The organism is Tenacibaculum sp. TB-53, assembly GCF_059716285.2.
Window position 1 is genome coordinate 2698662 of sequence record NZ_CM202790.1, and the last position, 14018, is coordinate 2712679.

Sequence of the window (14018 nt, forward strand, 5' to 3'; positions counted from 1 at the left end):
ATTCCTTACAAAAGGACATTATTTTTTATAATACCTTTCTAAAAAATAAAGTAGTATTTTAATTAACACTACTTTCATACATTTTCTGGATCTTAGCTTATACAACATAAATCATTTTGTATAATCCCTGTACAACTTATTCCTGTCGGTGTATCAAACGCACATGGATTACCTTCTCCAAAACCTACATATCCATTTCCTCCCGGATACCTTTCATGACAACCTGTAATATCACATCCATTATTTCCTGAAAAGAAACCTCCTTTTATGTTTTTTTGTGCTACCTTATTAAGTAAAACACCTAAGCTTGAAATGTTTTTTAACATCTTTAAAGTTTTTAAAATTAGTACCAGCAATTTAATTCAACTTTAAAAACTCTTCGTCTTTTTTCCCTTATAAAAGGTATGGTAAATCCTTATTTTTTCTTCAAATAACATATTTAAAGGGGGTTATTAATGAAAAATAGGGGTTTAAATAAATCTTTAACTAAAATTCTCTCTTAAAACACGTATTTTTATACTTAGATATGGAAGATTTTAATAAAATACAGCAAAAGCTAAAGCAGTTTAGTAAGAAATTTTACACAAATGAATTGATAAAAGGAAGCATTTTATTTGTTTCTTTAGGATTAATTTATTTGCTCTTTACTCTGTTTATTGAATACTTTTTGTGGTTAAAACCAACCGCCAGAACTTTTTTATTTTGGTTATTTATTATAGTAGAAGTGTTCTTATTTTTCCGTTTTATTTGTTTTCCTATTTTTAAAATTGCAGGTTTACAAAAAGGAATTTCTTTTGAAGAAGCTTCTAAAATTATCGGAAATCACTTTCCTGAAGTAAAAGATAAATTATTAAATGTTTTACAGCTACAACAAAACAATCAGCAGTCTGATTTATTAGCTGCTAGTATTGAACAAAAATCGAAAGAATTACAACCTGTTTCTTTTAATAAGGCCATTGACTTTAGTAGAAATAGAAAGTATGTAAAATATGTTTTAATTCCTTTCTTAATTTGGGGAATTTCATTACTTACAGGAACCTCTAAAAAGCTCTCACAAAGTTTTAATCGTGTAGTAAATCATTCGGTAGCTTATAATCCTCCAGCTCCTTTTTATTTTAATTTAACCGCAAAAGATTTACGTGTTATTAAAGGAAAAGATATAACTGTATATATACAAACAGAAGGGGAGGTAATACCTCAGGAAACCAAAATTCATTTTAATAATCAACAATACTTTATGGAAAGTGAAGAAAATGGTTTGTTTTCATATACGTTTTCTGAAGTTCAAAATCCTATTTTATTTTATGCAAGTGCCAACGGAATTGAATCTAATGAGTATACTATAACGATTATTAAAACTCCATCGATTCAAAATATTTCATTAAATCTAACCTATCCATCATACATAGGAAAAGCTTCTGAAACAATTAACAACACCGGAAACTTAAATGTTCCACAAGGAACAATTGTAAAATGGGATATTAAAACTTCTGAAACCGATACAGTTACCTTTATAGAAAAAGAAAAAAGAATAATTTTTAAACAAAAAGAAAACAACGAATTTGAGTTTTCTAAACGTGTACTGAACAATACTAATTATCAAATTACAACATCTAACAAAAATCTAACAGATTACGAACAGCTACAGTTTTCTATTAATGTAACTAAAGATGAATATCCAACTATCAATGTAAATTCAAATATTGATAGTATTTCTCGTGGAAATGCCCAGTTTGTGGGTCAAATTGCTGATGATTATGGTTTTAAGAGGTTAGAATTGGTTTATTACGATAAAAAAAATAATCAAAATACTAATAATCAAGTAATTAAAATAAATAAAGAGAACATTCAAACCTTTTATTTTGAATTTCCTGGAAGTTTGGATTTAAAAGAGGGAATAGACTATGAAATGTACTTTCAAGTATACGATAATGATCTTGTAAATGGTAGTAAAAAAGCCATGAGTAGAAAGTTTAGCTACCAACAAAAAACAAAAGAAGAAATAGAGGAAGAGCTATTACAAGAACAAAAAAACTACATAGAAAACATAACTAACTCACTAGATCAACAACAAAAAAGTAAGAAAGATTTAGAGAAAATACAGTTTGATTTACAAAACAAAAAGAATATTAACTGGAACGATCAAAAGAAAATTCAGAATTTAATAAAGCGTCAGGAACAATACAAGCAAATGATGCAACGTCAAACACAAAAATTACAAGAGAATTTTTCTGAAAAGAAAGAGGAAAATGAAACTCTTGAGCAGAAAAAAGAAAACCTTAAAAAACGTATTGAAGAACTTAAAAAGTTAGAAAAGCAACAAAAATTATTAGATGAATTACACAAGCTAGCAGATAAACTTAAAAAAGAAGATTTAATTAAAAAGACAAAAGAACTAGCTGAACAAAACAAACAACAAGAACGTAGTTTGGAACGTATTTTAGAAATGACTAAGCGCTTTTATGTAGAACAAAAGATGAATCAATTAGCAAACAAACTAGAAGATTTGTCAAAAAAACAAGAAGAGTTAAGTAACAAAGAATCTAGTAAAGAAGAACAGCAACAAATTAATGAAGAATTTCAAAAGGCAAAGAAAGAGTTAGATGACTTAAAGAAAGATAATGAAGCATTAAAACAACCCATGGAAATGCCTTCTATGGAAAATTTAGAAAAGCAAACTCAAGAAGAACTGAATAAAGCTGAAGAAAATTTAGATAAAAATAACGCTTCTGAAACAAAGAAAAATCAAAAAAAAGCTGCTAAAAAGATGCAGGAAATGAGTCAGAAGATGCAACAATCAATGCAATCGATGAGTGCAGAAATGGAAGAAGAAAACATGGAAGGTTTACGTCAAATATTAGAAAACCTTATTACTTTTTCATTTGATCAAGAAGCTTTAATGAATGAATTTTCTTCCTCAAATTCATCACATCCTAACTTTGGTAAAAACCTTCAGAAACAACACCAACTTAAAACCTATTTTGAACATATTGATGATAGCTTATTTGTGCTTTCAATGCGAGTTCCTAGTATATCTTCAAAAATTCAAGATCACTTAGCACAAGCACATTATAACTTAGATCAATCTTTAGAAAATTTTGCAGATAATTATTTTCAAAACGGAATCTCTAATCAACAGTATGTAATGACTTCAGCAAATACATTAGCGGATATGTTGAGTAATACTTTAGATGCTATGCAAAATCCTAAACCTGGAAATGGAAAAGGGAAGGGAAAAGGTAAATCGTTTAGCTTGCCAGACATCATTCAAAAGCAAAGTGAATTAATGGAAAAGATGAAACAAGGCATGCAAAAGAAAAATCAAGGAAACCCAAAGGATGGAAAGGACGGTAAAAATAAAGGTGAAAAAGAAGGGCAAAACGGTGAACAAAGTGATGATTTAGATGGTGAATTATATCAAATTTACAAAGAACAATCACAACTTAGAGAACAGTTAAAAAATGCTATTAACGAAGGAAATGCAGGGAATAAAGAAGCTAAAAAAGCTTTAAAAAAGATGGAGGAGTTAGAAAATAAAATTTTGGAAAAAGGTTTTACACAAGAGAGTATTAATAGAATGCAGCAATTAAACTACGAGCTACTTAAATTAGACAAGGCTACATTCGAACAAAACAGAGATAAACAACGTAAATCAAACACCAATTTACAAGAGTTTAATAACAATACAACTAAGGAATTGAAGTTTAAAAAGTTGTTTTATAACCAAACTGAGATATTAAACAGACAATCACTACCTTTGCGCCAAAATTACAAAAAGAAGGTGCAAGAGTACTTTAGCCTTCCAAAGGATAGAAAATAACGTATTAAAAAGCCTTTAGATTATAAAAAATACTATTGCTTTTTAATTATGTTTTTAAATAATAACAATAGTATTTGATATAAAAAAATGATCGCATTTAATTACGAAACCGAGTTTCAATTAAACAATGAAGAAAATACTTCTAAATGGATACAAGAATGTATCGAAAAAGAAGGTTTTGAATTGGGAGAAATCAACTATATTTTTTGTGATGACGCTTATTTACATAAAATAAATATAGAGTTTTTACAACACGATACATTAACTGATATTATTAGTTTTGATTACACGTTAGGTAAGTTAGTTGGAGGTGATATTTTTATTTCAGTAGAAAGAGTAGAAGAGAATGCAAAGGAGTTTAATACTTCTTTTGAAAATGAATTACACCGCGTAATAATTCATGGTATTTTACATTACATGAAATACAAAGATAAGACGGATGAAGAGAAGCAAATTATGCGCTCTAAAGAAAATGAATGTTTAGAAATTTTAGATAAAAAATAAAAGAGTTCCACGTGGAACTGATTATAAAGAATGAGTTTATTTAATACAACATACGATGTAATTGTAGTAGGAGGTGGACATGCTGGTAGCGAAGCAGCTGCGGCAAGTGCAAACATGGGAGCACACACTTTGTTAATTACAATGAACTTACAAAACATTGCTCAAATGAGTTGTAATCCTGCTATGGGTGGAATTGCAAAAGGGCAAATAGTTCGTGAAATAGATGCACTTGGTGGTTACAGTGGCATTGTAACTGACAAGACTGCTATTCAATTTAAAATGCTAAATAAATCTAAAGGACCAGCTATGTGGAGCCCTAGAGCTCAATCGGACAGAATGCAATTCGCAGAGTGCTGGAGAACCATGTTAGAGCAAACTGATAATTTGGATTTTTATCAAGATTCTGTTAATGGATTATTATTTGATGGCGATACAATTATTGGTGTTAAAACTGCCTTAGGTTTAGAAATAAAAGCTAAAACAGTAATTGTTACAGCAGGTACTTTTTTAAACGGATTGATTCATATTGGTGAAAAAACGTTTGGTGGTGGTAGAGCAGGAGAAGGAGCTTCAACTGGTATTACTGAAGATTTAGTAGCTAAAGGTTTTGAAGCTGGTAGAATGAAAACAGGAACTCCTCCTCGTGTAGACGGACGCTCTTTGGATTACTCTAAAATGACCGAACAACCTGGTGACGATGCTCCAGAAAAATTCTCTTATTTACCAATAACAAAAACATTAACAAAACAACGTTCTTGTTATCTTACTTACACCAATCCTGAAGTACACGATTTACTTCGTGAGGGTTTTGAACGCTCACCAATGTTTAATGGTAGAATTAAATCTACAGGACCACGTTATTGTCCATCTGTAGAAGACAAAATCAATCGTTTTGCAGAGAAAGAACGTCATCAAATTTTTGTTGAACCAGAAGGTTGGAATACAGTAGAAATTTATGTGAATGGATTTTCTACATCACTTCCAGAAGACATTCAAGACAAAGCTATTCGTTCTATTCCTGGATTTGAAAACGTAAAATTCTTTAGATACGGTTATGCAATTGAATACGATTATTTCCCACCAACACAATTAAAACACAACTTAGAAACTAAGTTAATTGAGAACTTATTTTTTGCTGGTCAAATTAATGGTACAACAGGTTATGAAGAAGCAGCTGCTCAAGGTTTAATGGCAGGTGTAAATGCAGCATTAAAAACTCAAAATAAAGAGCCTTTTATTCTAAAAAGAAGCGAAGCCTATATAGGTGTTTTAATTGATGATTTAATAACAAAAGGGACCGAGGAACCATATCGTATGTTTACTTCTCGTGCTGAATATAGAACTCTTTTACGACAAGATAATGCAGATTTACGCTTAACAGAAAAATCTTATAAATTAGGATTAGCTTCTCAAGAAAGAATGGATAGAGTAGAAGAGAAGAAAAATAAGACTCAAAACTTAATCGATTACATTAAAGGATTGAGTGTGACAAAAGAGGATATCAACCCTATTCTAGAAGAGAAAAATTTAGCAACAATTAATCAATCTATGAAATTGTATAAAATTGCTGCTAGACCTCAATTAACGTTTTCTGATTTTAGATCTATTGATAAGCTTGAAAATTATATTCAGGAAAACGAAATTGATAATGAAATTATAGAGCAAGTTGAAATCCACTTAAAATACTCTGGTTATATCGAAAAAGAAAAGAATAATGCAGACAAATTAAATAGATTAGAAAACGTGCCTATTCCCGCTACTTTTGATTATAGTAAAGTGAAATCTTTATCATATGAAGCTAGAGAAAAGTTATCTAAAATACAACCTACTTCAATATCACAAGCAAGTAGAATAAGTGGAGTATCACCAAGTGATATTTCTGTATTACTTGTATATATGGGTAGATAAAAATAAAACGTTCCATGTGGAACGTTTTATTTTTTTATGTATAATTGTTCGATTAAAACTAATGTTCCACAAGGAACACTCAACACAACATATTAATTTGATTACAGAAAAAAAGTTATATAAAGACTTAAAACCTTTTTTAAATTGTATCGATCATACAGTATCTAAAGAAAGTTATGAGGTAATGAAAAATGAAGAATACGATATATTAGTAACTTCACCTGTACCTAATAATTTAGATAAATATTATGCTAGTGAAGATTATATTTCACATACAGATAGTAAAACATCTCTTTTTGATAAAACATATCAGTTTGTAAAAAACTATACTTTAAAAAAGAAACTAAAATTAATTAACTCTTTTAACACAGAAGATAAATTAATTTTAGATGTTGGTGCTGGTACTGGTGACTTTTTAAAAGTATGTGAAAATGGTGGTTGGAAAATTGCTGGTGTTGAACCTTCTGAAAAAGCAAGAAATTTTGCTAAAAATAAAAACATAAATCTTTTAAAAGATCTTTCAAAAATAGAAGGCAAACAATTTGATGTTATTACTCTTTGGCATGTCTTAGAACATATTCCTAATTTAACAGAATACATACAGCAATTAAAATCACTTTTAAAAACAAATGGTGTTTTAATTATTGCTGTTCCTAATCATAAAAGCTTTGATGCAAAACACTACAAAGAATTTTGGGCAGCTTATGATGTTCCAAGACACTTGTGGCATTTTTCAAGAATATCAATATCAAAAATATTTTCATTGGTTGAAATGAAAGTAGAAAAAACACTTCCAATGAAATTTGATTCTTTTTATGTTTCTTTATTATCTGAAAAATATAAAACAAAAAAATCAAGACCAATTCGTGCTTTTTTAACTGGATTGAAATCAAATTTTAAAGCAAATCGTTCTGGTGAGTATTCTTCTTTGATTTACATCTTAAAAAACAAGTAAAACTTAATTTAACATTGTTTTTAACTACTTTTAAAAATAAAATATACAAATACCTTACTAAAATTTAAAAACCTCTTAAAAAGTACTTTTTAAGAGGTTTTTAAATAATAAAAAATTATATTAAATATGAATATATATAATTTTTATCTATTTAATAAATAAACAGCTAAAATTGCAATTATAAAGTAAACTGCTAATGTCATAGCTCCTGCATAGTCTTTTGCTAATCGCTGACCAACTAATAAAAAGATTAAAGTTACTGCTGATAACTCAGCACCAATTAAAGCTATATTGTGGTTACCTGTTGTTGATAAATGAAAAATTCCAACAAACATTAATGCACCAGCTAATAATTCCATTACTAAAATTATAGCAAGTAAAAGAGGTACCGAATTTTTTAAGGGAGAGTCTTTAAAGTGCCCTCTGATAAAAGATAAATTTCCTTTCCAGTCTGTTACCTTATCTAATCCGGATTGTAAAAAAGTAACGATTAAAAAAAGTAAAAGTAAGATTTCTGTTATGCTTTGTTGTATAAGTTCCATATAATTGATTTTTTACAAATATAAATTTTAAATAAGAATTGTAACAATTCAAATAAAATTCGTCTAATAATTATCTACTATTAAATAGTATCTTTATCAAAAAAATTACTAACATTTAAAAATTAAAAACTATGTCAATTTATATGTATCCGGTTATTGTTATCGGGATTCTAGTATTTTTATCATTATTCTTTATTGTTAAGCAACAAACAGCAGCTATTATTGAGCGTTTTGGTCGCTTTCAAAGCATTCGTCATTCTGGTTTACAATTAAAAATTCCTATTGTGGATAGAATTGCTGGTAAGTTGAGTTTAAAAATTCAACAACTAGATGTAATTGTGGAAACAAAAACCTTAGACGATGTATTTGTTAAGTTAAAAGTTTCTGTACAATACAAAGTAATTCGTGATAAGGTGTACGATGCTTTTTATAAGCTAGATTATCCGCACGATCAAATTACATCTTATGTATTTGATGTAGTACGTGCAGAAGTACCTAAAATGAAGTTAGATGATGTATTTGTTAAAAAAGATGATATTGCTATTGCTGTAAAAACTGAATTAAACGATGCCATGGCTGATTATGGTTATGATATTATAAAAACTTTAGTAACTGATATTGATCCGGATGCACAAGTAAAAGCAGCAATGAACCGTATTAATGCTTCTGAACGTGAAAAAATCGCAGCTCAATTTGAAGGAGATGCACAACGTATTTTAATTGTTGAAAAAGCTAAAGCAGAAGCTGAAAGCAAACGTTTGCAAGGACAAGGTATAGCTGATCAACGTAGAGAAATTGCTCGTGGTTTAGAAGAATCTGTTGAAGTTTTAAATAAAGTAGGAATTAACAGTCAAGAAGCATCAGCTTTAATTGTTGTTACACAACACTACGATACTTTACAATCAATTGGTGAAGAAACTAACAGTAACTTAATTTTACTACCAAATTCACCACAAGCAGGTAGTAATATGTTAAATGATATGGTAGCTAGCTTTACAGCAAGTAATCAAATAGGTGAGGCAATGAAGAAAGCACAAGAAAATAAAGACAAAGAATAATTATGATACTATCAACTACACCTTCAATAGAAAATAAACCAGCTAAAGAATATCTAGGTATTGTTACTGGTGAAACAATTATAGGTGCAAACATTTTTAAGGACTTCTTTGCCGGTATTAGAGATATAGTAGGAGGTAGGTCTGGTTCTTATGAAAAAGTTCTAAGAGAAGCTAAAGAAATAGCTTTAAAAGAGATGGAAGAGAGAGCTCTAAGATTGGGAGCTGATGCAGTTATAGGAATCGACTTAGATTATGAAACCGTTGGCGCCAATGGAGGCATGTTAATGGTTACTGCTTCTGGAACAGCGGTAAAACTTTAATTAAATAAAAAACCGAAACATTAAATGTTTCGGTTTTCTTTTTATTGTTAATAAGATAATGATCTTATTTCTTTTCTTCTACTTTATCAGTATTCTCTTCATCTTTAGTGGCATCTTTGAATTCTTTAATACCAGTACCTAAACCTCTCATTAATTCAGGAATTTTTTTTCCTCCGAATAATAATAATACTAATGCAACGACTATAGCTATTTGCCATGGTCCAATAATTCCTAAAAATATAGTAAGTAAATTCATTTTTATTAAATTTTGCGCTACAAAGATACAAAATTAACTTCGGTGTTCTATTACTCCGCCAATTACTTTTTTGTCTCTAAATACTTCTGGTTTTCCTTTATAAAAAATAGAGCCTCCAAACGATACTTTAGCATCTAAGGTTTCTCCAGCTTGTACTTCAACCTTAGAACCAGATCCTGCTTTTACAGCTGTCATTTCTTCTACCGATAATTTGTAACCGTGATACATTCCTCCTAGATCAGCATTTACATTTTGATTCTTTGTTGCTCCAGAAAGCCTAATAACCGCTCCTGAAGAACTTTTTACATTCAAATGCTTAACATTAACCACAAGGTTGATAAAAGCTCCTTCTTGAGCTCTAATTTCGACTTTTTGTTGGTTAATGTCTTTACCTGTAATCGTTGCTCCTTCATTTGCATCAATAATTGATAAAGTTTTATTGTAATATAACGTTGCTTTAACTTTACCATCGGCAGTAGTTTCTGGGAACCTTAATAATACTTTTAAGGTCGTTCCATCCAACTTAATTTTAACTTTGTCTGTTTTTTCGCCAGTAACTATTATTTTAGATTCATCAGATTTTACTAGTTTTAAATCTATACCATTGTACACTTTTACTATTGAAAAGTCTCCTAAATTCTTAGTTATGGTTGTTTGAGCTGATGCTAAAACGGTCATCAAGAACAAACTTAATATTGCTAACTTCTTCATAATAAATTCCATTAGTTAATTGAGTATAACCAATAATTATACCAATACTATAAAGGTAAATACTTAAAAATATTGTTTTTAACTGAATATTAATTCTGTATTATTCTTAAATTTTATAATTTCTCCTACTTTAGGTTTCTTAATTGTATTAACAAGGCCTACTATAAAAATAAGTATAAAAATTCCTCCAATTATTAATACTCCAGTTGGTCCCAAAAAGTCTGCTACTCCTACGAATATTTTTTTTATTAAACCTCTTCTGCCACTTGTGTTTAATGTTTCACCATTTTGTAAACTTAGAGCAGTGTTATGTAGGATCCAGGTAACAACTCCAAATAATAATAAACCAAATATATAAGATTTAATTTGTTTGAAAAGTGAATAATTTTTTACTGCTATACCTTTTAAATTATTTAATAAATATGTTTTAATTTCAGAATAAGTAGCTGAATTAATTATTATTTCAATTTCATTTTCCTTATCATCCTTTAAACTAATTGTTATAATCTGATCTGTATCATTTAATAAAATTTCTTTTATTTCTTCAAATCTTATAATAGTAGTATTTGTTAACTTCTGTTCTGAAATTAGATTACTAACATCAACTTCAACAGGTTGTTCTGTTATCCACAGGGATTTCTTATTAGCAATTAGATAAATATTATTTTTTTCTTCTTCAGTAGTAATCCAAATTTTCATAGTTTTTTATATATAATTTTTAATGTGATATTAAGTTAAAATCTAAATGTTTACGTTCTAAATCGGTATGTTTTACTTTTACAACAACTTCATCCCCTAATTGAATAATGTTTTTAGTTGACTGTCCAACCACAGCATATTGTTTTTCGTCAAAGATATAATAATCATCCTTAATGTCTTTAATACGTACCATACCTTCGCATTTATTGGATTTTATCTCAACATAAATTCCCCATTCTGTAACACCTGAAATTACTCCCTCAAATTCTTGATCTTTATGATCTTGCATGTATTTAACCTGCATATATTTAATGGAATCTCTTTCCGCTTTTGAAGCTAATTCTTCCATTTTTGAAGAATGTTTACACTTTTCTTCATAAATTTCGGCTTTTGGTGAGTTTCCGCCATCTAAATAGTGTTGTAATAAACGATGTGTCATCACATCAGGATAACGACGTATTGGTGAAGTAAAATGGCTGTAATAATCAAAAGCTAAACCATAGTGACCTATATTTTGTGTAGTATATTCAGCTTTACTCATTGAACGAATGGCTAAGGTTTCTACCATGTTGGCTTCTCCCTTGCCATGAACGTCTGATAATAATTTATTTAAACTATCCGATGTTTTTTGGCGTGTTTCTGTATTGATTTTATATCCAAATTTACTAACAATATTTTGTAACGATGCTAGTTTTTCTACATCTGGTTCATCGTGTACACGATAAACAAAAGTTTTCTTACTTGGTCTCCCTGCAGAAAGCCCTATAAATTCAGCTACTTTTTTGTTTGCTAATAACATAAATTCTTCAATTAGTTTATTAGCGTCTTTAGCTTCTTTAAAGAAAACTCCTGTAGGGTTAGCATTTTCATCTAAATGAAATTTAACTTCAACTCTATCAAAAGAAATAGCTCCTGATTTCATACGCTTTTTACGCATTTTTTTAGCTAGTTCATCAAGTTTTAATGTAGCTTCAACAATAGTTTCATCAACTTCATATACTTCTCCAGTTAAAGAAACATCAGCAGGAATTATATTATTTTTATTCTCAATGATTGCTTGTGCTTCTTCATAAGCAAAGCGTTTATCAGAATAAGTAACAGTTCTTCCAAACCATTGGTTAATAACATGTGCTTTCTCGTTTATTTCAAATACTGCTGAAAAAGTTAATTTTTCTTCATTTGGTCGTAAAGAACAAACTCCGTTACTTAACATTTCAGGTAGCATTGGTACCACTCTATCAACTAAATATACTGATGTAGCACGATCATAAGCTTCATCATCTAAAACAGTTTTTGGTTGTAAATAATGAGAAACATCAGCAATATGAATACCTATTTCATAATTACCATTTTCAAGTTTTGTAAATGATAAAGCATCGTCAAAATCTTTAGCATCTTTAGGATCTATGGTAAATGTTAAATCTCCTCGCATATCTCTACGCTTAGCTATTTCCTCCTTAGTAATTTCAATAGGTAATTCAGATGCTTCTTTCTCTACTTCAGTAGGAAATTCATAAGGTAGACCATATTCTAATAAAATAGAATGGATTTCTGTATCGTGATCTCCTGGTCTTCCTAAAACTTGAGTAATTTTTCCAAACGGATTTTTAGAATTCTCTGGCCAATCAGTCATTGTAGCAACAACCTTATCACCATCTTTTGCCCCATTTAATTTACTTTGAGAAATAAAAATGTCTGCATACATTTTAGTACTATCTGGTATAACAAATCCGAAATTTTTATTCATTTGTAATACACCAACAAATTCAGTTTTTGCTCTCTCAATAATTTCTACAACATCAGCTTCAAGTTTATTGCTTCTTCGCTTTTTATACACATAGGCTTTTACAGTATCGTTATGTAAACCTTTTCCTAAATTTACTGAAGGCACAAAAATATCGTGTTCAAAATCATCACAAATAAAATAAGCATTGCCATTAGAGGTAGCATCTAAAGTACCAACATGGTATTTACGGTCTTCATTTATTTGATATTTACCTCTATCAACTTCTTTAATTTTCTTATTAGCTGTTAATTCTGCTAATTTTTTTATAATCTGATTTTTACCATCAGTATCAGAAACTTTCAATTTAGAAGCAATCTGTTTGTAATTGTAATATTTATTACTGTCTTCGTTAAGTATTTTGAAAATGTTACGGGTAAGATCTTTGATAACTTTACCCTTTTTTTTGTAGATTTTTTTCTTTCTAGTCATTAATCTTTCGTCTTATTTAATTTTCAACCAAAGTACGAATAAAATTAATGCTAGTAATTTAAATAACTGTTATAAATTGATTTCGTACTTTTCCAATCTTTATTTAAAGTGATAGTATGAATAATTCTTGGTTTGTTATTGTTAATCCTGTAGCTGGTAATGGTAAGTTCAATAAATATTGGTCAGATATTCAACAGGAATTAAAATTTAATAATATAACCTATGAATATGCAAAAACTGAATATTCAAATCACGAAAAAATTATTGTTAAACAAGCTATTAACAAAGGTTATAAGAAAATAATTTCTGTTGGGGGTGATGGTACTTTACATCATGTTATTAACGGAATTATGACTCAAAATACTATAAAACCTGAAGAAATAACTATTGCTGTTATTCCATTAGGTACTGGTAATGACTGGATTAAAACTTATAATATACCTAAGAATATAAAAGCTGCCGTTAGTTTAATAAAACACGGAAAAACTATTTTTCAAGACATCGGTTACTTAGAATTACCTGATACTTCTTCCTATTTTAATAATGTAGCTGGTATTGGTTATGACGGATATGTTGCTAATAAGTTGAATAAATTAAAGAGATTTGGATCTATAGCCTACTTATTGAGTGGGATAGCGGGTTTATTACTCTACAAAAAAACTACTTTTAACATAACTATTAACAATAAATCTGTTGAAACAAAGTGTTTAATGACTTTGTTTGGTATTTGTAAATATTCGGCAGGAAGTATGCAATTAACTGATTATAAAGGTTCTAATAATGGTTTATTTGATATAACAATAGCTAAAAATCTGTCCTTTTGGGACTTACTATTTTCAATTAAAAAATTATACAACGGAAAAATTCTTCAGCATAAAAAAGTAGAAACGCATTTGGCTAACTCATTGTTAATAACTCCCAAAAACAATGATGAACTTCCTTATATTCAAGCAGATGGTGAGTTAATAGGTAGAGGACAAGTTAAAGTTAGTATTCTAAAAAGTGCTATTCAAATAGTTATTCCTTAAAA

General features: G+C 29.1%; 13 protein-coding genes. 7 read left to right on the forward strand and 6 right to left on the reverse strand.

The window, feature by feature from the left end:
• Positions 1-92: 92 nt before the first annotated feature.
• A complete protein-coding gene (locus AC3VJB_RS12315) occupies positions 93-326 on the reverse strand; it encodes a hypothetical protein (protein WP_047788049.1) in 234 nt (77 codons plus the stop codon).
• A gap of 200 nt (positions 327-526) precedes the next feature.
• Here AC3VJB_RS12315 and AC3VJB_RS12320 point away from each other — a divergent pair, with 200 nt between their 5' ends.
• The 4 genes from AC3VJB_RS12320 to AC3VJB_RS12335 all read left to right on the forward strand — a co-directional run bounded on the left by AC3VJB_RS12320 (position 527) and on the right by AC3VJB_RS12335 (position 7187).
• The gene (locus tag AC3VJB_RS12320; RefSeq protein ID WP_497667203.1) at positions 527-3820 is read left to right on the forward strand and encodes a DUF4175 family protein; all 3294 of its coding nucleotides are present in this window, start codon (positions 527-529) and stop codon (positions 3818-3820) included.
• 87 nt (positions 3821-3907) lie between these two features.
• On the forward strand, positions 3908-4324 hold the full coding sequence (gene ybeY, locus AC3VJB_RS12325; protein WP_253055574.1) for an rRNA maturation RNase YbeY: 417 nt from the start codon (positions 3908-3910) through the stop codon (positions 4322-4324).
• Between the two features lie 30 nt (positions 4325-4354).
• Positions 4355-6232 (forward strand): tRNA uridine-5-carboxymethylaminomethyl(34) synthesis enzyme MnmG, encoded by a 1878-nt coding sequence (gene mnmG / locus AC3VJB_RS12330; protein ID WP_349265609.1) that lies wholly within the window; start codon positions 4355-4357, stop codon positions 6230-6232.
• A 61-nt stretch (positions 6233-6293) separates the two neighbouring features.
• Positions 6294-7187 (forward strand): class I SAM-dependent methyltransferase, encoded by an 894-nt coding sequence (locus AC3VJB_RS12335; RefSeq protein WP_082118590.1) that lies wholly within the window; start codon positions 6294-6296, stop codon positions 7185-7187.
• 143 nt (positions 7188-7330) lie between these two features.
• Here AC3VJB_RS12335 and AC3VJB_RS12340 read toward each other — a convergent pair whose 3' ends face one another.
• Positions 7331-7729 carry a DoxX family membrane protein gene (locus tag AC3VJB_RS12340; RefSeq protein ID WP_437823552.1) on the reverse strand — a complete coding sequence of 133 codons (399 nt, stop codon included), beginning with the start codon at positions 7727-7729 and terminating at the stop codon, positions 7331-7333.
• Between the two features lie 131 nt (positions 7730-7860).
• Here AC3VJB_RS12340 and AC3VJB_RS12345 point away from each other — a divergent pair, with 131 nt between their 5' ends.
• Both AC3VJB_RS12345 and AC3VJB_RS12350 read left to right on the forward strand, forming a co-directional pair.
• A complete protein-coding gene (locus tag AC3VJB_RS12345) occupies positions 7861-8787 on the forward strand; it encodes an SPFH domain-containing protein (RefSeq protein WP_047788054.1) in 927 nt (308 codons plus the stop codon).
• A 2-nt stretch (positions 8788-8789) separates the two neighbouring features.
• Positions 8790-9107, forward strand: a complete 318-nt coding sequence (locus AC3VJB_RS12350; protein WP_167712597.1) for a heavy metal-binding domain-containing protein — start codon at positions 8790-8792, stop codon at positions 9105-9107.
• A 64-nt stretch (positions 9108-9171) separates the two neighbouring features.
• On the opposite strand, the gene AC3VJB_RS12355 is transcribed toward AC3VJB_RS12350, so the two are convergent.
• The 4 genes from AC3VJB_RS12355 to rnr all read right to left on the reverse strand — a co-directional run bounded on the left by AC3VJB_RS12355 (position 9172) and on the right by rnr (position 12988).
• Entirely contained in the window at positions 9172-9363 is a 192-nt protein-coding gene (locus AC3VJB_RS12355; protein WP_047788056.1) for a Sec-independent protein translocase subunit TatA/TatB, read from the reverse strand.
• Positions 9364-9396: 33 nt separating this feature from the next.
• On the reverse strand, positions 9397-10074 hold the full coding sequence (locus tag AC3VJB_RS12360; RefSeq protein ID WP_047788360.1) for a head GIN domain-containing protein: 678 nt from the start codon (positions 10072-10074) through the stop codon (positions 9397-9399).
• A gap of 78 nt (positions 10075-10152) precedes the next feature.
• Positions 10153-10773: a hypothetical protein gene (locus tag AC3VJB_RS12365; RefSeq protein ID WP_047788057.1), complete on the reverse strand. Its 621-nt coding sequence runs from the start codon at positions 10771-10773 to the stop codon at positions 10153-10155.
• Between the two features lie 19 nt (positions 10774-10792).
• A complete protein-coding gene (gene rnr, locus AC3VJB_RS12370; RefSeq protein ID WP_159488703.1) occupies positions 10793-12988 on the reverse strand; it encodes a ribonuclease R in 2196 nt (731 codons plus the stop codon).
• 116 nt (positions 12989-13104) lie between these two features.
• On the opposite strand from rnr, the gene AC3VJB_RS12375 reads away from it, so the two are divergent.
• Positions 13105-14016, forward strand: a complete 912-nt coding sequence (locus AC3VJB_RS12375) for a diacylglycerol/lipid kinase family protein (RefSeq protein WP_167712596.1) — start codon at positions 13105-13107, stop codon at positions 14014-14016.
• Positions 14017-14018 lie beyond the last annotated feature (2 nt).